Annotated in this window: 17 protein-coding genes; 7 read left to right on the forward strand and 10 right to left on the reverse strand. The window is 57.9% G+C overall.

All coding sequences use genetic code 11. The features are described from left to right. Positions 1 to 11 precede the first annotated feature (11 nt). Genes yidC through rpmH form a run of 4 tightly spaced genes read right to left on the reverse strand, consistent with a single transcriptional unit; the run spans position 12 to position 2,490 of the window. A complete protein-coding gene (yidC, locus tag JFT58_RS02835) occupies positions 12 to 1,694 on the reverse strand; it encodes a membrane protein insertase YidC (RefSeq protein WP_054898311.1) in 1,683 nt (560 codons plus the stop codon). 2 nt (positions 1,695 to 1,696) lie between these two features. After that, positions 1,697 to 1,942: a membrane protein insertion efficiency factor YidD gene (gene yidD, locus JFT58_RS02840; protein WP_019816912.1), complete on the reverse strand. Its 246-nt coding sequence runs from the start codon at positions 1,940 to 1,942 to the stop codon at positions 1,697 to 1,699. Continuing rightward, on the reverse strand, positions 1,935 to 2,342 hold the full coding sequence (rnpA, locus tag JFT58_RS02845) for a ribonuclease P protein component (protein ID WP_020302575.1): 408 nt from the start codon (positions 2,340 to 2,342) through the stop codon (positions 1,935 to 1,937). The genes yidD and rnpA overlap by 8 nt, the downstream gene beginning before the upstream one ends. A gap of 13 nt (positions 2,343 to 2,355) precedes the next feature. Then, complete coding sequence (gene rpmH, locus JFT58_RS02850) at positions 2,356 to 2,490, reverse strand: 50S ribosomal protein L34 (protein WP_003213577.1); 135 nt, start codon at positions 2,488 to 2,490, stop codon at positions 2,356 to 2,358. Positions 2,491 to 3,075: 585 nt separating this feature from the next. On the opposite strand from rpmH, the gene dnaA reads away from it, so the two are divergent. The 4 genes from dnaA to gyrB are packed head-to-tail and all read left to right on the forward strand — an operon-like array spanning position 3,076 to position 9,281. Next, the gene (gene dnaA / locus JFT58_RS02855; protein WP_032894380.1) at positions 3,076 to 4,593 is read left to right on the forward strand and encodes a chromosomal replication initiator protein DnaA; all 1,518 of its coding nucleotides are present in this window, start codon (positions 3,076 to 3,078) and stop codon (positions 4,591 to 4,593) included. Between the two features lie 38 nt (positions 4,594 to 4,631). Next, the gene (dnaN, locus tag JFT58_RS02860) at positions 4,632 to 5,735 is read left to right on the forward strand and encodes a DNA polymerase III subunit beta (protein ID WP_003187250.1); all 1,104 of its coding nucleotides are present in this window, start codon (positions 4,632 to 4,634) and stop codon (positions 5,733 to 5,735) included. Positions 5,736 to 5,755: 20 nt separating this feature from the next. After that, positions 5,756 to 6,859 carry a DNA replication/repair protein RecF gene (gene recF, locus JFT58_RS02865; protein WP_054917007.1) on the forward strand — a complete coding sequence of 368 codons (1,104 nt, stop codon included), beginning with the start codon at positions 5,756 to 5,758 and terminating at the stop codon, positions 6,857 to 6,859. 4 nt (positions 6,860 to 6,863) lie between these two features. Next, positions 6,864 to 9,281, forward strand: a complete 2,418-nt coding sequence (gene gyrB / locus JFT58_RS02870; RefSeq protein WP_003187253.1) for a DNA topoisomerase (ATP-hydrolyzing) subunit B — start codon at positions 6,864 to 6,866, stop codon at positions 9,279 to 9,281. Between the two features lie 104 nt (positions 9,282 to 9,385). Here gyrB and JFT58_RS02875 read toward each other — a convergent pair whose 3' ends face one another. Then, the gene (locus JFT58_RS02875; protein ID WP_054917009.1) at positions 9,386 to 10,108 is read right to left on the reverse strand and encodes a response regulator transcription factor; all 723 of its coding nucleotides are present in this window, start codon (positions 10,106 to 10,108) and stop codon (positions 9,386 to 9,388) included. Positions 10,109 to 10,517: 409 nt separating this feature from the next. Between JFT58_RS02875 and JFT58_RS02880 the strand changes: the two genes are divergently transcribed. Next, positions 10,518 to 12,797, forward strand: coding sequence for a CHASE2 domain-containing protein (locus JFT58_RS02880; RefSeq protein ID WP_089041559.1), 2,280 nt, complete (start codon positions 10,518 to 10,520; stop codon positions 12,795 to 12,797). A 181-nt stretch (positions 12,798 to 12,978) separates the two neighbouring features. Here JFT58_RS02880 and JFT58_RS02885 read toward each other — a convergent pair whose 3' ends face one another. From JFT58_RS02885 to glyQ, 4 genes are all read right to left on the reverse strand, one after another. Further along, positions 12,979 to 13,749 (reverse strand): lysophospholipid acyltransferase family protein, encoded by a 771-nt coding sequence (locus JFT58_RS02885; protein WP_003187258.1) that lies wholly within the window; start codon positions 13,747 to 13,749, stop codon positions 12,979 to 12,981. An 82-nt stretch (positions 13,750 to 13,831) separates the two neighbouring features. Then, entirely contained in the window at positions 13,832 to 14,368 is a 537-nt protein-coding gene (gene gmhB / locus JFT58_RS02890; protein WP_161793233.1) for a D-glycero-beta-D-manno-heptose 1,7-bisphosphate 7-phosphatase, read from the reverse strand. Between the two features lie 2 nt (positions 14,369 to 14,370). Continuing rightward, a complete protein-coding gene (gene glyS / locus JFT58_RS02895) occupies positions 14,371 to 16,425 on the reverse strand; it encodes a glycine--tRNA ligase subunit beta (RefSeq protein ID WP_054898868.1) in 2,055 nt (684 codons plus the stop codon). Next, the gene (gene glyQ / locus JFT58_RS02900) at positions 16,422 to 17,375 is read right to left on the reverse strand and encodes a glycine--tRNA ligase subunit alpha (RefSeq protein ID WP_003187265.1); all 954 of its coding nucleotides are present in this window, start codon (positions 17,373 to 17,375) and stop codon (positions 16,422 to 16,424) included. Before glyQ ends, glyS begins: the two co-directional genes overlap by 4 nt. 81 nt (positions 17,376 to 17,456) lie before the next feature. Between glyQ and JFT58_RS02905 the strand changes: the two genes are divergently transcribed. Next, complete coding sequence (locus JFT58_RS02905; protein WP_003187266.1) at positions 17,457 to 18,014, forward strand: DNA-3-methyladenine glycosylase I; 558 nt, start codon at positions 17,457 to 17,459, stop codon at positions 18,012 to 18,014. Positions 18,015 to 18,054: 40 nt separating this feature from the next. Beyond that, complete coding sequence (locus tag JFT58_RS02910) at positions 18,055 to 18,942, forward strand: lysophospholipid acyltransferase (protein WP_014716285.1); 888 nt, start codon at positions 18,055 to 18,057, stop codon at positions 18,940 to 18,942. 183 nt (positions 18,943 to 19,125) lie between these two features. On the opposite strand, the gene JFT58_RS02915 is transcribed toward JFT58_RS02910, so the two are convergent. Continuing rightward, positions 19,126 to 19,437, reverse strand: a complete 312-nt coding sequence (locus JFT58_RS02915) for a tetratricopeptide repeat protein (protein ID WP_034129192.1) — start codon at positions 19,435 to 19,437, stop codon at positions 19,126 to 19,128. Between the last annotated feature and the right edge of the window lie 2 nt (positions 19,438 to 19,439).

Raw genomic sequence — 19,439 nt, forward strand, 5'->3', positions numbered from 1 at the left:
CACAGAGTAAATTACGCCTCGGCTTTTTTGGTAGCCGCTTCGATTTTACGTGTGATGTACCACTGTTGAGAGATCGACAACACGTTGTTGACCACCCAGTACAGTACCAAGCCAGCAGGGAACCACAGGAAGAAGAAGGTGAAGATGATTGGCATCATTTTCATTACCTTGGCCTGCATCGGATCCGGCGGGGTTGGGTTCAGACGCTGCTGGATAAACATGGTCGCGCCCATGATGATCGGCAGGATAAAGAACGGGTCTTTGATCGACAGGTCAGTTATCCACAGCATGAACGGCGCCTGGCGCATTTCAACGCTTTCCAGCAATACCCAGTAAAGCGACAGGAACACCGGCATCTGTACCAGAATCGGCAAGCATCCACCCAGCGGGTTGATCTTCTCTTTCTTGTACAACTCCATCATAGCCTGCGACATTTTCTGCCGGTCATCACCATGTTGTTCTTTCAGCGCGGCCAGTTTCGGGGCCACGGCACGCATACGCGCCATCGACTTGTAGCTGGCTGCCGACAGAGGGAAGAAAAGCCCTTTGATCAGCATGGTCAGGAAGATGATCGACCAGCCCCAGTTACCCACGATGCTGTGGATATGTTGCAACAGCCAGAAGATCGGCTGGGCAATGAACCACAGGAAGCCGTAGTCCACAGTCAATTCCAGGCCTGGGGACAACTCTTTCAGTACCGCCTGGCTTTTAGGACCGGCGTACAGGGTAGCGCTGGTTTCAGCCTTGGCACCTGGAGCAACGGTCAACGCCGGGCCAGTGAAGCCAATGATGTAATTGCCCTGGCTGTCCTTGCGGGTTTGAACCAGGTTCGCGTCACCCTTGTTCGGAATCCAGGCGGTCACGAAATAGTGCTGCAGCCACGCTACCCAGCCACCTTGGACGGTTTCTTTCAGCGTGCCCTTGTCGATATCTTTCATCGACACTTTTTTGTACGGCTCGTTACTTGTCCACAGGGCGGCGCCCAGGTAAGTGGCGGTGCCGGTGGCGGTGCTGGAAGACGGATCGGAGCTGGCGTCACGCTTGAGCTGGGCAAACAGGTTGCCACTCCAGGCTTTGTCGCTGGTGTTGTCGATCAGGTAAGTGACCTTCAAATCGTACAAACCGCGGGTAAAGCTGAAACGCTTGATGTAGTTGACACCGTCGAGGCTGAATTTCAGGTCGACGTTCAACTGGTTCTGGCCGTCTGCCAGTTGATAAGTCTTTTGTTCGGTCGAATAAACCGGACGACCGGTAGCACGTGCATCCGGACCATTGGTACCAGTCAGGCCGCTTTGTGCCAGATAAGTACGTTCACCGCCGTTATCGAACAGTTGGAACGGCACATCCGGATGGTCTTGGCGACGTGGATACAGCGGCAGCTTCAGCTGTGCGATATCACCACCCTGTGGGTCGATAGCCAACTCGAGCACATCCGTTTTCACGTGGATGAGGTCTTTGTTGGTGACCACTGGCGTTTCTAACGGGGCACTTGTCTCGCCATTCGCGCTGGGTACATCGGCACTCGCGGACGCATTGTTACCCAGCGGGGTGTCCGGAATAGCCGGCGCAGCCTGATTGGTAGCAACATTCTGAGTCGGCAGGGCAGCCTGACCGTAGTCCTGGTTCCATTTAAGGACCATGACATAGGACACGATTGCCAGGGCGACGATCAGGATTGTGCGTTTAATATCCATGATTACTCGGCCATCGAAGAAGAACGGGAGGTAGGGATAGGTGGAACCGGGTCATAACCACCGGGATTCCACGGATGACAGCGACCTAAACGACGAAAGGTCAGCCAGCCACCGCGCAGAAGACCATGATTTTCTATGGCCTCTAACGCGTAGCAGGAACAACTGGGGTAGAAACGACAGTGACTGGCCATCAGAGGACTAATGGCATAGCGATAAAACTGGATCGGAACGATTGCCAGTTTACGCATCAAGGCTGTCTACCCCTACAGTTTCGGTGCTGACTGCTGGTGCTGGCTTGTGGGTACGCGCCAAACGTTTCCAGAGCTTGCCGAAATGCTGAATCAATTCGGGGTTTTCTACATCACCCAAGCCTTTGCGCGCGACGATAACAATATCCCAACCAACCAGAGTGTCCTGGTGGAGGCGAAACGATTCGCGCATCAGACGCTTGAGGCGATTGCGCTCAACGGAGAGCTTTACGCTCTTCTTGCCGATCACCAACCCGAGACGGGGGTGATCAAGATCGTTGTTACGCGCAAGGAGCAGGAGATTTTTCCCCGGAACCTTGCCGGTGGGGGAGTCAAAGACTGCCTTGAAATGCCGGGGGGTTAGCAGACGCTTTTCCCGACTGAAGTCCTGACTCACCACCAGTACCGGATTATCAAACTGCCAGACGCGCACGACCTTTGGCGCGGCGACGCGACAGGACAGCACGGCCGTTCTTGGTAGCCATGCGAGCACGGAAGCCGTGAGTACGGGCGCGTTTGATGGTGCTTGGTTGGAAAGTACGTTTCATGGCGTTGTTACCTGGTTCGTCCACAACGGGCCGGAATGGCCCCCGTTTTAAGAGACCGGCGATTCTAGAGAAAGCAAGCCTCTAGGTCAATTTCCAACCAGCTTTTCCTTTAATTAGATGTCGACGGGGTCCTGACGCCCTTCTCCCCGCTTGGCTTCCATCCGGCATGCGATAGATATAAAAATAAAGAAGGAAGTTATTTAAAGCTTTTCTGTAAAGCTTATAAAAGCTAGGAGCGCGATCATCTGTGGATAACTGCCTTTAGACCTTGTTCCGCGTGGTGTACAGAGAATGACAACACGGGGGAGAAGCAGTGCTCTGCCTGTGCTGCGCTATCGGATAAGCTGTGTGTGGAACGGGCAGTTATCCACAGGCCAGTTACCCACAGACTTTTGACCCCGCTTGTGCAACGAGCTCAGGTGGGTTTATCCACAGAGCTTATGCACAGACCACTGGTCGCCTTTTTAGCGGTTAAAGCATTGATTTTGGGTGGCCTGTGAGCAACCTACATGTGGATAAGTGGACGGCTGGTCGCTACAATGGCGGCTGTTTTTGCCTCACCGGCTTTCAACTTAGGGGATATCCGTGTCAGTGGAACTTTGGCAGCAGTGCGTGGAGCTTTTGCGCGATGAGCTGCCTGCCCAGCAATTCAACACCTGGATCCGTCCGCTACAGGTCGAAGCCGAAGGCGACGAGTTGCGTGTCTATGCGCCCAATCGTTTTGTCCTCGACTGGGTCAACGAGAAGTACCTGGGCCGCGTTCTCGAATTGCTCGATGAACATGGCAACGGTCTGGCGCCTGCTCTCTCCTTATTAATAGGCAGCAAGCGCAGCTCGGCTCCCCGCGCCGCGCCGAATGCGCCATTGGCCGCCGCTGCGTCGCAAGCCCAGGCCGCAGTGGCGCCTGTCGCCGCAGCACCTGCACCGACAGCTGCGCCGTCCAAGCCGTCCTCGCGCAAAAATGCGCCAGAGAATGAGGAGCCGTCCCGCGACAGCTTCGACCCGATGGCTGGTGCCAGCTCCCAACAGGCGCCTGTGCGCTCCGAGCAACGTACTGTGCAGGTAGAAGGCGCGCTCAAGCACACCAGTTACCTGAACCGCACCTTTACCTTCGAGAACTTTGTCGAAGGCAAGTCCAACCAACTGGCCCGAGCGGCCGCCTGGCAGGTCGCCGATAATCCCAAGCATGGTTACAACCCGCTCTTCCTTTATGGCGGCGTGGGCTTGGGTAAGACGCACTTGATGCACGCCGTCGGTAACCACCTATTAAAGAAGAACCCGAATGCCAAGGTGGTTTACCTGCATTCGGAGCGCTTCGTGGCCGACATGGTCAAGGCCTTGCAGCTCAACGCAATCAACGAGTTCAAACGTTTCTACCGCTCCGTTGATGCCCTGTTGATCGATGACATTCAGTTCTTCGCCCGCAAGGAACGTTCCCAAGAGGAGTTCTTCCACACCTTCAACGCCCTGCTCGAAGGTGGCCAGCAGGTCATCTTGACCAGTGACCGTTATCCGAAGGAAATCGAAGGCCTGGAAGAACGTCTGAAGTCGCGTTTCGGCTGGGGCCTGACGGTTGCAGTCGAGCCACCGGAGCTGGAAACCCGTGTTGCCATCCTGATGAAGAAGGCCGACCAGGCTAAAGTCGATCTGCCACACGATGCTGCGTTCTTCATCGCCCAACGCATACGTTCCAACGTGCGTGAGCTGGAAGGCGCGCTCAAGCGGGTCATCGCTCACTCGCACTTCATGGGCCGCGATATCACCATCGAGCTGATTCGCGAGTCCTTGAAAGACTTGTTGGCCTTGCAGGACAAGCTGGTGAGTGTGGATAACATCCAGCGCACCGTGGCCGAGTACTACAAGATCAAGATTTCCGACCTGCTGTCCAAGCGCCGTTCGCGCTCGGTCGCACGTCCACGCCAGGTTGCCATGGCCCTCTCCAAGGAGTTGACCAACCACAGCCTGCCGGAAATCGGTGATGTGTTCGGCGGACGCGACCACACCACGGTCTTGCATGCATGCCGCAAGATCAATGAACTTAAGGAATCCGACGCGGATATTCGCGAGGACTACAAGAACCTGCTGCGTACACTGACTACGTGATGACACCAGCGCAGCTTATTAAGGCAAGGGACTAGACCATGCATTTCACCATTCAACGCGAAGCCCTGTTGAAACCCCTGCAACTGGTCGCAGGCGTCGTCGAGCGCCGACAGACCTTGCCGGTGCTTTCCAACGTATTACTGGTGGTCGAGGGGCAGCAGTTGTCCTTGACCGGTACCGACCTGGAAGTCGAACTGGTGGGTCGCGTCCAGCTCGAAGAGCCCGCCGAACCGGGCGAGATCACCGTGCCGGCGCGCAAGCTGATGGATATCTGCAAAAGCCTGCCCAACGATGCGCTGATCGACATCAAGGTGGATGAGCAGAAGTTGGTGGTCAAGGCAGGCCGTAGCCGTTTCACCCTGTCGACCTTGCCGGCCAATGACTTTCCAACCGTAGAAGAAGGCCCGGGCTCGCTGACGTGCAGCCTGGAGCAAAGCAAGCTGCGTCGTTTGATCGAGCGCACCAGCTTCGCTATGGCTCAGCAGGACGTGCGTTACTACCTCAACGGTATGCTGCTGGAAGTATCGGAAGGCATCATCCGCGCCGTGGCCACCGACGGCCACCGTCTGGCAATGTGCTCGATGCGTGCCGATATCGGTCAGCCGGATCGTCACCAGGTGATTGTTCCACGCAAAGGTATCCTTGAACTGGCGCGTTTGCTCACCGAGCCGGACGGCAACGTCAGCATCGTGTTGGGCCAGCACCACATTCGTGCCACCACCGGCGAGTTCACCTTCACCTCCAAGCTGGTCGACGGCAAGTTCCCGGACTACGAGCGTGTGTTGCCTAAAGGTGGCGACAAGCTGGTGGTCGGTGATCGTCAGGCCCTGCGTGAAGCCTTCAGCCGTACTGCGATTCTTTCCAACGAAAAGTACCGTGGTATTCGCCTGCAACTGGCCAACGGCCAACTGAAAATCCAGGCCAACAACCCGGAACAGGAAGAGGCGGAAGAAGAAGTGGGTGTCGACTACAACGGCGCATCGCTGGAAATCGGCTTTAACGTGAGCTACCTGTTGGACGTGCTGGGTGTCATGACCACCGAACAGGTTCGTCTGATCCTGTCGGACTCCAACAGCAGCGCCCTGGTGCAAGAATCTGACAACGACGACTCGGCTTACGTTGTCATGCCGATGCGCCTGTAATCATGCTCAGCAGAAGCTAGATGTCCCTTAGTCGCGTCTCGGTCACCGCGGTGCGCAATCTGCACCCGGTGACCTTCTCCCCTTCCCCCCGCATCAACATCCTCCATGGCGCCAACGGCAGTGGTAAAACCAGCGTGCTGGAAGCCATCCACCTGCTGGGGCTTGCGCGTTCCTTCCGCAGTGCCCGTTTGTTACCCGTGATTCAGTACGAACAATTGGCCTGTACCGTATTTGGCCAAGTGGAACTGGCTGAGGGCGGACATAGCAGCCTGGGGATATCGCGTGATCGCGGTGGCGAATTTCAGATCCGAATCGACGGGCAAAATGCGCGCAGCGCAGCGCAACTGGCCGAGATCCTGCCGTTGCAACTGATCAACCCCGACAGCTTTCGATTGTTGGAGGGGGCCCCGAAAATCCGTCGGCAGTTTCTCGACTGGGGCGTGTTCCACGTGGAACCACGCTTCATGGCCACTTGGCAGCGCCTGCAGAAGGCCCTGCGGCAGCGGAACTCATGGCTGCGGCATGGTACACTTGACGCCGCTTCGCAAGCAGCCTGGGACCGTGAACTGTGCCTGGCCAGCGACGAAATAGATGAATACCGCCGCGCCTATATCAAAGCCTTGAAACCAGTCTTTGAGCAGACCTTGAGCGAGTTATTGGATATCGAGGGGCTGACGCTGAGTTATTACCGGGGTTGGGACAAAGAGCGTGAGCTGAATGCAGTGCTCGCAACGTCCTTGCAACGGGATCAGCAAATCGGACACACCCAGGCCGGCCCCCAGCGCGCTGATTTGCGCCTTAGATTAGGTGCACACAATGCTGCGGATATCTTGTCCCGCGGCCAGCAGAAGTTGGTGGTCTGTGCATTGCGTATCGCGCAGGGCCATTTGGTTAGCCAGGCTCGACGCGGTCAGTGTATTTATTTGGTGGATGACTTGCCGTCTGAGCTCGACGAGCAGCACCGCCGCTCGCTATGCCGCTTGTTGGAAGACTTACGCTGCCAGGTGTTTATCACCTGTGTAGACCACGAATTATTGAGGGAAGGCTGGCAGACGGAAACGCCAGTCGCTTTGTTCCACGTGGAACAAGGCCGTATCACCCAGACCCACGACCATCGGGAGTGAAGGCATGAGCGAAGAAAACACGTACGACTCGACCAGCATTAAAGTGCTGAAAGGTTTGGATGCCGTACGCAAACGTCCCGGTATGTACATTGGCGACACCGATGATGGTAGCGGTCTGCACCACATGGTGTTCGAGGTGGTCGATAACTCCATCGACGAAGCTCTGGCCGGTCACTGCGACGACATCAGCATTATCATCCACCCGGATGAATCCATCACCGTGCGTGACAACGGTCGTGGCATCCCGGTAGACGTGCACAAAGAAGAAGGCGTTTCGGCGGCAGAGGTCATCATGACCGTGCTCCACGCTGGCGGTAAGTTCGACGACAACTCCTACAAAGTATCCGGTGGTTTGCACGGTGTAGGCGTGTCGGTAGTGAACGCTCTGTCCGAAGAACTGATCCTCACTGTCCGCCGTAGCGGCAAGATTTGGGAGCAGACCTACGTCCACGGCGTACCACAGGAACCGATGAAAATCGTCGGTGATAGTGAAACCACCGGTACCCAGATCCACTTCAAGCCATCGGAAGAAACCTTCAAGAACATCCACTTCAGCTGGGACATCCTGGCCAAGCGGATTCGCGAACTGTCCTTCCTTAACTCCGGTGTCGGCATCGTCCTCAAGGATGAGCGCAGCGGCAAGGAAGAGCTGTTCAAGTACGAGGGTGGCCTGCGAGCGTTCGTTGAATACCTGAACACCAACAAGACCGCGGTCAACCAGGTGTTCCACTTCAACATTCAGCGCGAAGACGGCATCGGCGTGGAAATCGCCCTGCAGTGGAACGACAGCTTCAACGAGAACCTGTTGTGCTTCACCAACAACATTCCACAACGCGATGGCGGTACTCACTTGGTGGGTTTCCGTTCCGCGCTGACGCGTAACCTGAACACCTACATCGAAGCGGAAGGCTTGGCGAAGAAACATAAAGTCGCCACCACCGGTGACGATGCCCGTGAAGGCCTGACGGCGATTATCTCGGTCAAGGTACCGGATCCGAAGTTCAGCTCCCAGACCAAAGACAAGCTGGTGTCTTCCGAAGTGAAGACCGCGGTTGAACAGGAAATGGGTAAATACTTCTCCGACTTCCTGTTGGAAAACCCGAACGAAGCCAAGCTGGTCGTCGGCAAGATGATCGATGCTGCCCGCGCTCGTGAAGCCGCGCGTAAGGCCCGTGAGATGACCCGCCGTAAAGGTGCGCTGGATATCGCCGGGCTGCCAGGCAAACTGGCTGACTGCCAAGAGAAAGACCCTGCCCTCTCCGAACTGTATCTGGTGGAAGGTGACTCTGCAGGCGGTTCCGCCAAGCAGGGTCGTAACCGTCGCACCCAGGCCATCCTGCCGTTGAAGGGCAAGATCCTCAACGTTGAGAAGGCCCGCTTTGACAAGATGATTTCTTCCCAGGAAGTCGGCACCTTGATCACGGCATTGGGCTGCGGTATTGGCCGCGATGAGTACAACATCGACAAGCTGCGTTACCACAACATCATCATCATGACCGATGCTGACGTCGACGGTTCGCACATCCGTACCCTGCTGCTGACCTTCTTCTTCCGTCAGTTGCCGGAGCTGATTGAGCGTGGCTATATCTACATCGCCCAGCCGCCGTTGTACAAAGTGAAAAAGGGCAAGCAAGAGCAATACATCAAAGACGACGACGCCATGGAAGAGTACATGACGCAATCGGCCCTTGAAGATGCGAGCCTGCACCTGAATGACGAAGCGCCGGGCATCTCGGGTGAGTCGCTGGAGCGCCTGGTCAACGACTTCCGTATGGTCATGAAGACGCTCAAGCGTTTGTCGCGCCTGTACCCTCAGGAGCTGACCGAGCACTTCATCTACCTGCCAGCCGTGAGCCTGGAGCAGTTGGGCGATCACGCCGCCATGCAAGATTGGCTGGCCCAGTACGAAGTACGCCTGCGTACTGTGGAGAAGTCCGGCCTGGTATACAAAGCCAGCCTGCGTGAAGACCGTGAACGTAACGTATGGCTGCCAGAGGTCGAACTGATCTCCCACGGCCTGTCCAACTACGTCACCTTCAACCGCGACTTCTTCGGCAGCAACGACTACAAGACCGTAGTCACCCTCGGTGCTCAACTGAGCACCCTGCTGGACGACGGTGCTTACATTCAGCGTGGCGAACGCAAGAAGCAGGTCAAGGAGTTCAAGGAAGCCTTGGACTGGTTGATGGCGGAAAGCACCAAGCGTCATACCATCCAGCGCTATAAAGGTCTGGGCGAGATGAACCCTGATCAGCTGTGGGAAACCACCATGGACCCTGCTCAACGTCGCATGCTGCGCGTGACTATCGAAGACGCCATTGGCGCAGACCAGATCTTCAACACCCTGATGGGTGATGCGGTCGAGCCTCGTCGTGATTTCATTGAGAGCAATGCCTTGGCGGTGTCTAACCTGGACTTCTGATCAGGCACATCAGCTAAAAACAAAAGGCCAACGCTTAGCGTTGGCCTTTTTTATTGGTCTGTAGACTCGAATTCTTAAATGCTCCACGTGGAACATCGGCGTACTCAATTTTGCGCGGCGGGTGTCACACTCTCCAACCGATACCCGTACCCATAGATCGTCAACAGCTGCCAACCGCGATCAGCTGTCAGCCCTAGCTTGTTACGCAGGCGGTAGATATGCGTGTCCAACGGCCGCGACGACACCATTTCTTCGTGGCTCCAGAACCGCTCATACAGGTACTCGCGAGACAACGGTCGGGCCAGGTTGGCAAATAGACAACTTGCCAAACGGTATTCTCGTTCTGTGAGGTTGATGGGTTTGCCCGCTCGGGTGACGGTCAGTTCGGCATCGTCGAACGTCAGATCGTTAAAGCTCTGCACTTCCTGGGTAGCCGACTTTTGCAAACCGTGGCGCCGCAGCACGGCGCTGACTCGGGCTTTGAGTTCGTTGGGCCGAAACGGCTTGCTGACATAATCATCCGCCCCGCTATTCAACGCCGTTACGATGTCACTCTCGGCATCGCGACTGGTGAGCATGATCACGGCAGGGGGCGATTCCATGTGCTCGCGAGTCCAGCGCAATAACGCGATCCCGGAGATGTCCGGCAGTTGCCAGTCAAGAATCAGCAGGTCAAAGGTTTCCCGGCGTAGCTGGCGCAGCAGGTCTTCACCACGTTCGAAAAAATGCAGCGACCAAGGCTGTTCAGTCGGGCCGGGAATCTGTCGCAGTGTCTGTTCCACCCGTCGCAACTCCGCGGGTTCGTCATCCAGTATTGCGACACGCATGGGTGGGGTCCTTCCTACAAAAAACGAGAGCTTGGATAGGGGCACATGCTGTACAAATGCCGGCCTCTGAATCTGAATAATTATGGGCGGATTTTACGGTGCTCGTATCTCTCGATACGCTGAAAGCGCCGTAAACGCCACCCACTACGTCCTCAAAGAAAGATACCGGCTCCAGTCGGTCAGGAAAAGGGTCGGTGCCGATCGCCTCGCTGGTGCGTAATGCCTGCTTGAATGTGCGGTATCGTTCATTGCGCGGCCGCGGGAACTCCTCCAATGAGACCCAAATAAGCTTCACTGGTTTCAGAACACCGTATGCACTTCATCGCAACCCCATGGAGAGGGATCCTGGGCTTATGAAATCTTTACTCAATGACCATCGACTCCTTGGCACCCTTTTGGCGGTAGCCCTGTGAACCTATGGCGCAAAGCCGAGAAACGCCAACCTACCCAGGCGCAGCTTTTGTTTCATGGGCTGGTTCGTGAATGGCTGTTGATCGGTTTGGTGCTCCTGCCCTTCACCGCGTACTTATCCTTGAGTGCGGGGCTGGCACTCAACAATCCGCTCTATGACAGCCTGCGCCGCCTGACGCCGTTACCGGCAGATCCACGGATCGTTCTGGTGACCATTGATACGCCCAGCCTGGAAGCGTTAGGCCCGTGGCCCTGGCCGCGCAGCGTGCATGCCGAGCTGATTGAACGCCTGAACGCCGCACAGCCAGCGGGCATTTTGTTTGACGTGATCTTCAGTGATCCCGGCGACAATAATGACGACCCACAACTGGCCGATGCCGTCTGCAAAGCCGGCAATGTATTGCTGCCCATCGCCGGGGACAGCAGCGTCAGCCCCAAGGCCCAGGTAACGCCGTTGTCGCCACTGCTCAAGTGCGCCAAGGGCGTAGGGCACATCAACGTCGAAGCGGATAACGACGGAGTGGTGCGCAGCGTGTATCTACGTGAAGGCCCTCCGGGAAGCACACTTCCTCAGTTGGCGTGGCTCGCATTCGCCATGAACGAGCACGCCGAGACGATGCCGGGCCTGCCGCAAGAGCCGACTGGAGGTCACTGGCACCAGGAACATGAAATCCGTGTGCCGTTCACTTCGGAACCAGACCATTTTCCCAGTGTGTCCTACGTCAGCGTATTGCGCGGCGAGGTACCTCCCGAGTCGCTGCGTGGTCGCCTGGTTCTGATCGGCGCCTCAGCCTATGGCATGGCCGATCGTTTCGTGACGCCGCTCTCTTCCACCGTAGGTACTACAGCGGGCGTTGAGATCCAGGCGGACGTACTGAATGGTTTATTGCAGGGCCGCAGCATCGTCGATTTGCCCGGCTGGCTGGCGGCGTTGCTGGCAACGTCCCTGGTGGCCCTGCTGTTGGGCCTTCTGCTTGTGCGCCCACGCTACGCCCTGTGGATGACCTTGGCAGGCATGGCCGTGGCTTTGCTGGGCTCATGGGCCTTATTGCGCCTGGGCCACTGGTGGAGCCCCGCAGCGTGCCTGATCGGTTTGTTGCTGAGTTACCTGATCTGGAATTGGCGACGTCTGAGCGTGATCCTCGCCTACTTTGGCTGGGAACTGGCACGCCTGGATAACGAGCCCAAGGTGCTTCCGGAACGTCGTCGCGCGCCCGCCAGTAAGGGCGATGTGCTGCAAGGGCGGATCTTTGCCCTTGAACAAGCCGTCAGCCGTACCCGCGATACGCGGCGCTTTATGGCTGATGGCTTGGAGTGCCTGCCGGTAGCGACCCTGATTACCGATCCCCAGGGCAGTATCCTGTTGGCCAACCGCGTGGCCCGTGAAGTATTCGGCAATGACCTGGTCGGCGAAAACCTCGTCGAACAGCTCGCCGATCTGGGTTATCCCCCGCTGCATAATGGTGTACGCCCTGCCCTCTCGGCGCTGGAGCTGGTCGAGTTTCGCGATATCCACCAACGCAGTTTGCGCATGGAACTGGCCCCTTTGCTGCCTGCCGAAGGGGATTTCGCCCTCGGCTGGTTGTTGAGCCTGACGGACCTGAGCAAGGAGCGTGAAGCCCAGCAGCATCGCGAGACCATGCTGCGTTTCCTTTCCCACGACCTGCGTGCGCCGCATTCAGCGATCCTCGCCCTGCTGGACGTGCACAACGGGGAGTCCCCGGTGTTTACTCAGATCGAACAGCAGGTACGGCGAGCCTTGAGTCTGACCGAATCCTTTGTGCAATTGGCCAAGGCTGAAGCGGACGGTTACCAGTTCCAGCCCACCCTGTTTGCCATGCTGGTGATGGACGCTTTTGATCAAGTGGCGGTGATTGCGCAGTTGAAGGGCATCCATTTGGTCCACGACCTGGATGAGGCGGATGAAGCCATGGTCTATGCCGACCAATCGCTGCTCACCCGGGCATTGTTCAACGTGCTGGAGAATGCGATCAAATACTCCCCATCTGGCACCACCGTCAGGTTAAGGCATGGCAGTGCGCAAGGCTGGTTGGAATGCGGGATAAGTGATCAGGGACCGGGGATTGCGCCGAAGGATCTACCGGAGTTGTTCAACCAATACCGACGTTTCGATTCGGCCCAGGGCAGTGAAGGTCTTGGGTTGGGCCTGACCATGGTCAAGGCGGTAGTAGAACGGCATGGAGGGCGGATCGTGTGCGAAAGTGAGCTAGGCAAGGGCTCGACGTTTATCCTGCTGCTGCCTCTATTGGAGGACTGAAAAAGCGGCTTTTTTGCTGTGCATAAAAAACCGGTCACAAGGACCGGTTTTTTTATGAAGAAAAAACTTATGCACGTTTTTCTGAATTTTATGAGCTTCAGAAATATGTAAGTAAATCAGCTTGTTATGAAGCAAAAAAGCCAATTCGCCAACAAAGCGTACACAGGTTATCCACAGATGCTCAAACGGCCGGCGTCTCCACCACCACCGGTTCCGGAGGCAGGGAGCCCATGGCCCGTTGCTGCGCCTCATTCCACGCCGCAGCCCGGTCGTTCAGGGCGGCGATGGCACGTGGTCCTTCGCCTTCTGCGTACATCGGTTCGCCGATCACTACAGTGATAGTGCCTGGGCGTTTAGCCCAGCCAGTCTTGGGCCAGAACTTGCCAGCGTTATGCGCAATCGGCAGCACAGGCAGGTTGGCGTTGACCGCCAGGGCGGTACCACCGCGTGAGAACTTGCCCACTGTGCCGTAGGGGACCCGCGTGCCCTCAGGGAAGATCAGCACCCAGACGCCGTCCTTGAGCAACTCATCGCCCTTCTTGGCGACATGCTTGAGCGCTGCCTTGGGGTTGTCCCGGTCGATGGCGATCGGACGCAACATGGCCATGGCCCAGCCGAAGAATGGCACATACAGCAACTCGCGCTTGAGCACCTGGCTCAACGGCGAGAAATACGCAGAGAGGAAGAACGTCTCCCAAGTGCTCTGGTGGTTCGAGAGAATCACGCACGGCTGATCAGGAACGTTTTCAGCGCCCTTGACCTCGAAACGAATATTCAGGAACACCTTGCTCAGCCACAACGCGCAGCGGCACCAGTAGACGTTGATAAAGCGATAGCGCGCCTTGAAGGGCAGGAAGGGTGCAATAAAAAAGCTCAGGGTGCACCAGAGAAACGAACTGGTGCCCAGCAGCAGGTAAAAGAAAAAGGTTCTGATGGCCTGCAAGATCGACATGGCGGCATTTACCGTTGCGGGACACGGCCCGCCTGTTAAAAGCGCACTCCCGAACAGTCCTTGGTCAGGAAGTCGAGGGCGGCTAGTTGTTGATAAGTTCTGCGGCAACGGCCGCCAGATCGTCAAAAATCAAGGTGCCTACCGGCAGGTTTTTAGCCTGGGTCTTTTCGCCTTTTCCGGTTTTAACCAAAACTGGCTGAGAGTCGACGGCTTTGGCCGCCTCCAGGTCACCGAGGCTGTCCCCGACGAACCATATCCCAGCCAAGGGCACCTTGTAATGTTCTGCAATAATTTTCAACATGCCAGGCTTGGGCTTGCGGCAATCGCAGCCCTCGTCCGGCCCGTGGGGGCAGTAGACCACCAGCCCCACCTCACCGCCCTGTTCGGCCACTAACGTGCGCAACCGCGCGTGCATGGCGTCCAGGGTGGCGATGTCGTAGTAACCGCGGGCGATGCCGGACTGGTTGGTGGCGATGGCCACTGTCCAGCCGGCTTTGCTCAACTGCGCGATGGCCTCGATCGAACCGGGCAGCGGGATCCACTCCTCCACCGACTTGATGTAAGCGTCGGAGTCGTAGTTGATCACCCCGTCCCGATCGAGAATCAGCAGTTTCAACATGGTCAGCCCAGTACGGAGATGTCGGCGATATTGATGAACAAACCACGCAGGCGCGCGAGCATCGCGTAGCGGTTTTTCCGTACGCCGGCATCGTCGGCATTGATCATCACCGCTTCGAAGAACGCGTCTACCGGTTCACGCAGAGACGCCAGGCGTGCCAACGCTTGCGCGTAGTCACGCTCGGCGATCAGCGGCTTCACCGCGTTCTCTGCCTTGGCGATGGCCGAGTTCAGCGAGAACTCCTTGGCGTCGGCAAACAGGCCAGGGTCGACTTCGGCACTGCCGAGGTTATCGGCCTTGCTCAGCAGGTTCGACACGCGCTTGTTCACGGCGGCCAGGGCATCGGCTTCCGGCAGCTTGCGGAACGCTTGCACGGCTTGTACACGCTGGTCGAAGTCCAGTGCCGAACCCGGTTGCAGGGCACGTACCGACAGGTAGACGGAAACGTCCACGCCTTCGTCTTCGTAACGCGCACGCAGGCGGTCGAACACGAACTCCAGCACTTGCTCGGCCAGGCCGGCTTGCTTGACCTTGGTGCCGAACTGGCCGACGGCGAATACCACGGCCTGGGTCAGGTCGAGGTCCAGCTTCTTGTCGATCAGGATACGCAGCACGCCCAATGCCGCACGGCGCAGGGCATACGGGTCTTTGCTGCCGGTGGGCAGCATGCCGATACCGAAGATACCCACCAGCGTATCGAGCTTGTCGGCAATCGCCACAGCCGCACCCGTCAGGGTGGTCGGCAGTTCTGCACCGGCACCGCGTGGCATGTACTGCTCGTTCAGGGCCAGGGCGACATCGTCCGGCTCGCCGTCGTTGAGGGCGTAGTAGTAACCGGCAACACCTTGCATCTCAGGGAACTCGCCGACCATTTCGGTGGCCAGATCGCACTTGGACAGCAAGCCGGCACGCGCAGCCCATGCGGCATCACCGCCAATACGTGGGGCAATGTAGGCCGCCAGCTTGGACACACGCACGGCCTTGTCGTAGACGCTGCCGAGTTTTTCCTGGAACACCACGTTTTGCAGGCGCAGGTTGAAGTCTTCCAGCTTCTGCTTCTTGTCTTGCTTGAAGAAGAACTCGGCGTCGGTCAGGCGCGGGCGCACGACTTTTTCGTTACCGGCGATGATCTGCTGCGGGTCTTTGCTTTCGATGTTGGCGACGGTGATAAAACGCGGCAACAACTTACCGTCCACATCCAGCAGGCAGAAGTATTTCTGGTTGTCCTGCATGGTGGTGATCAAGGCTTCTTGCGGCACATCGAGGAAACGCTCTTCGAACGAGCACACCAGCGGCACCGGCCATTCCACCAGGGCGGTCACTTCGTCCAGCAGGCTTGGCGGCACGATGGCGGTGCCTTCCTGCAGGCGGGCCAATTCTTCGGTGCGCTTGCTGATCAGCTCGCGACGCTCATTGGCGTCGGCCAGCACATAAGCAGCGCGCAGGTCGTTGAGGTAGTTGGCCGGCGAAGTGATACGCACGCTTTCTGGATGATGGAAGCGGTGACCACGGGACTCACGACCGGCCTTCTGGGCGAGGATGGTGCAATCGATGACCTGGTCACCGAGCAGCATCACCAGCCATTGGGTCGGACGCACGAACTCTTCCTTGCGCGCACCCCAGCGCATGCGCTTGGGGATAGGCAGGTCGTTCAGGGAGTCTTCAACGATGGTCGGCAACAGGCTGGCGGTCGGCTTGCCGGTGATGACCTGGCTGAAACGCAGTTTCGGGCCACTTTGGTCGATCTCGCTCAGCTCTACGCCACACTTCTTGGCAAAGCCAAGGGCGGCCTGGGTCGGGTTGCCGTCGGCATCGAAAGCTGCCTGACGCGGTGGGCCGTCCAGGTTGATGTTGCGGTCCGGCTGCTGGGTTTCCAGCGCGGTCAGCAGCACAGCCAGACGGCGCGGCGCGGCATAGACCTTCTTGGCTTGAAACTTCAGGCCTGCGGTCTGCAGGCCTTTTTCGATACCGGCCAGGAATGCATCGGCCAGGGTATTGAGGGCCTTGGGTGGCAGCTCTTCGGTGCCCAGTTCAACCAGGAAATCTTGAGCACTCATTGTGCAGCCTCCAGCTTAGCCAACACTTCATCACGCAAATCCGGGGTGGCCATCGGGAAGCCCAGCTTGGCGCGAGCCAGCAGGTAGGCTTGAGCGACGGAACGCGCCAGAGTGCGTACACGCAGGATGTATTGCTGGCGTGCGGTTACCGAGATGGCACGGCGCGCGTCCAGCAGGTTGAAGGTATGGGACGCCTTCAACACCATTTCATAGCTTGGCAACGGCAGCGGCTGGTCGAGTTCGATCAGGCGCTTGGCTTCGCTTTCATAGAAGTCGAACAGTTCGAACAGCTTGTCGACGTTGGCGTGTTCGAAGTTGTAGGTGGACTGCTCCACCTCGTTCTGATGGAACACATCGCCGTAGGTCACCTTGCCGAACGGGCCGTCAGCCCATACCAGGTCGTAGACCGAGTCCACGCCTTGCAGGTACATGGCCAGGCGCTCAAGGCCATAGGTGATCTCGCCAGTGACCGGGTAGCACTCGATGCCGCCGGCTTGCTGGAAATAGGTGAACTGCGTCACTTCCATGCCATTGAGCCAGACTTCCCAGCCCAGGCCCCACGCGCCCAGGGTTGGCGATTCCCAGTTGTCTTCGACGAAACGAATGTCGTGCACCAGTGGGTCCAGGCCCACATGCTTGAGCGAGCCCAGGTACAGTTCCTGGAAGTTGTCCGGGTTGGGCTTCAATACCACCTGGAACTGGTAGTAGTGCTGCAGACGGTTCGGGTTTTCGCCGTAGCGGCCGTCAGTCGGGCGGCGACTGGGCTGCACATAAGCGGCGTTCCAGGTTTCCGGGCCGATGGCCCGCAGGAATGTAGCGGTGTGGAAAGTGCCGGCGCCTACTTCCATATCGTAGGGCTGAAGTACCACACAACCTTGCTCGGCCCAGTATTGCTGGAGGGCGAGGATCAAGTCTTGGAAGGTACGCACGGCTGGCGTAGGCTGGCTCACGAAATTCACCTGTTACTTGGGCTGCGATTTAAAGAGCGGGAGTATACCCGATTCGGCCCCGCCACCACTCCCTGGAGCCTTATGCCACGCTGCTTTTGGTGTTCTGAAGATCCGCTGTACATGGCTTATCACGATCAAGAGTGGGGAACGCCGCTGCGCGATGCGCAGGGTTTGTTCGAGTTGCTTTTGCTCGAAGGGTTCCAGGCAGGCCTGTCCTGGATCACCGTTTTACGCAAACGCGAGCATTATCGAAAGGTGTTGTTCGGCTTTGACGCGCAGCGTCTGGCGCAATTGAGCGATGAAGAAATCGAGGTGCTGATGCAGGACCCGGGCATCGTGCGCAATCGCTTGAAGCTCAACGCTACCCGGCGCAACGCCGCGGCTTGGCTGGCGCTGGAAGACCCGGTGGGGTTGCTGTGGTCGTTTGTCGGCGGCAAACCCAAGGTCAATCACTTCAAGGATCGCAGCGACGTCCCGGCGATCACGCCCGAAGCCGAAGCCATGAGCAAAGCCTTGAAAAAGGCCGGCTTCACTTTCGTCGGGCCGACCATCTGCTACGCCTTCATGCAGGCCTCGGGCATGGTCATGGACCACACCCAGGACTGCGACCGTTACGCGGACTTGGTCAACGCCGGTTAGAATGCCGGCTTTGCGCACCACACACGATCAGGAGTGAACTGTGGAAAAGTTTAAAGGCGCCTTGCTGGTAGGCGCTCTTCGGTTGTTTGCCCTGCTGCCCTGGCGCGCTGTACAAGCCGTCGGCACAGGGATCGGCTGGATCATGTGGAAAACCCCCAACCGTTCCCGCGATACGGTGCGGATCAACCTCTCCAAATGCTTCCCGGACATGGACCCGGCAGAGCGCGAGCGCCTGGTGGGCCGCAGCCTGATGGACATCGGCAAGTCCCTCACCGAAAGCGCCTGCGCGTGGATCTGGCCGGCGCAGCGCTCCATCGACCTGGTCCGCGAAGTCGAGGGCCTGGAAGTGCTGCACGAGGCCCTGGCTTCTGGCAAAGGCGTGGTGGGCATCACCAGCCATCTAGGCAATTGGGAAGTGTTGAACCACTTCTACTGCAGCCAGTGCAAACCGATCATTTTCTATCGCCCGCCCAAGCTCAAGGCCGTGGACGAGTTGCTGCGCAAGCAGCGCGTGCAGTTGGGCAACCGCGTGGCGGCTTCCACCAAGGAAGGCATTCTCAGTGTGATCAAGGAAGTGCGCAAAGGCGGCCAGGTGGGTATTCCTGCCGACCCGGAGCCGGCTGAGTCCGCCGGGATCTTCGTACCGTTTTTTGCCACCCAGGCGCTCACCAGTAAATTCGTGCCGAACATGCTCGCGGGCCACAAGGCCGTTGGCGTATTCCTGCACGCCCTGCGCCTGCCGGACGGCTCGGGCTACAAGGTGATCCTGGAAGCGGCGCCGGAGGACATGTACAGCACCGACACCGCGACGTCCTGTGCGGCGATGAGCAAGGTAGTTGAGCGCTATGTAGGTGCTTACCCAAGCCAGTACATGTGGAGCATGAAGCGCTTCAAGAAACGCCCGCCGGGTGAGGCGCGGTGGTATTGATTCACTACTGACTTAAATTCGCTGCGAAACCAATGTGGGAGCGGGCAAGCCCTAATGCCTGTAGGAGCGAGCTTGCTCGCGAAAAACTTCAGCGATAACGCGTGTTTCCTGAATAAACGCGGCGCCTATTGGTTTTTCGCGAGCACGCTCGCTCCTACAGGTAGTAGGCAAGCCCCCTTCCAATCAAGCCTGGCGGTCGAGTTTCTTCAGGAACACTGCCATCTCTTTTTCGGCCTGCTTGTCGCCGTGGGCCTGGGCCGCTTCAATGCCTTTTTCCCACGCCTGTCGTGCTGAGGCACTGTCACCCTGAGCCTGGTGCGCCTTGCCCAACAACTTCCACGCCGCCGAATACTTCGGATCGAACTCGACGCATCGCTGCAAATGCTCGGCCGCCTTTGCGTTGTCCTTCAGGTCCAGATAACCCTTGCCCAGGCCAAAGCGCAGCAATGAATTATCCACACCCTTGGCGAGCATTTTTTCCAGGGATTCGAGCATGG

The organism is Pseudomonas sp. MF6767, assembly GCF_016405475.1.
GTDB lineage: Bacteria > Pseudomonadota > Gammaproteobacteria > Pseudomonadales > Pseudomonadaceae > Aquipseudomonas > Aquipseudomonas paracarnis.

What these genes read in the sequence shown, in the direction of transcription:
- rpmH (WP_003213577.1), bottom strand. Translation starts at nt 2,490, where the DNA reads ATGAAACGTACTTTCCAACCAAGCACCATCAAACGCGCCCGTACTCAC.
- gmhB (WP_161793233.1), bottom strand. Translation starts at nt 14,368, where the DNA reads ATGTTGAAACTGCTGATTCTCGATCGGGACGGGGTGATCAACTACGAC.
- yidD (WP_019816912.1), bottom strand. Translation starts at nt 1,942, where the DNA reads ATGCGTAAACTGGCAATCGTTCCGATCCAGTTTTATCGCTATGCCATT.
- recF (WP_054917007.1), top strand. Translation starts at nt 5,756, where the DNA reads ATGTCCCTTAGTCGCGTCTCGGTCACCGCGGTGCGCAATCTGCACCCG.
- JFT58_RS02915 (WP_034129192.1), bottom strand. Translation starts at nt 19,437, where the DNA reads ATGCTCGAATCCCTGGAAAAAATGCTCGCCAAGGGTGTGGATAATTCA.
- JFT58_RS02885 (WP_003187258.1), bottom strand. Translation starts at nt 13,749, where the DNA reads ATGTCGATCTTGCAGGCCATCAGAACCTTTTTCTTTTACCTGCTGCTG.
- glyS (WP_054898868.1), bottom strand. Translation starts at nt 16,425, where the DNA reads ATGAGTGCTCAAGATTTCCTGGTTGAACTGGGCACCGAAGAGCTGCCA.
- dnaN (WP_003187250.1), top strand. Translation starts at nt 4,632, where the DNA reads ATGCATTTCACCATTCAACGCGAAGCCCTGTTGAAACCCCTGCAACTG.
- JFT58_RS02875 (WP_054917009.1), bottom strand. Translation starts at nt 10,108, where the DNA reads ATGCGTGTCGCAATACTGGATGACGAACCCGCGGAGTTGCGACGGGTG.
- yidC (WP_054898311.1), bottom strand. Translation starts at nt 1,694, where the DNA reads ATGGATATTAAACGCACAATCCTGATCGTCGCCCTGGCAATCGTGTCC.
- JFT58_RS02905 (WP_003187266.1), top strand. Translation starts at nt 17,457, where the DNA reads ATGCCACGCTGCTTTTGGTGTTCTGAAGATCCGCTGTACATGGCTTAT.
- gyrB (WP_003187253.1), top strand. Translation starts at nt 6,864, where the DNA reads ATGAGCGAAGAAAACACGTACGACTCGACCAGCATTAAAGTGCTGAAA.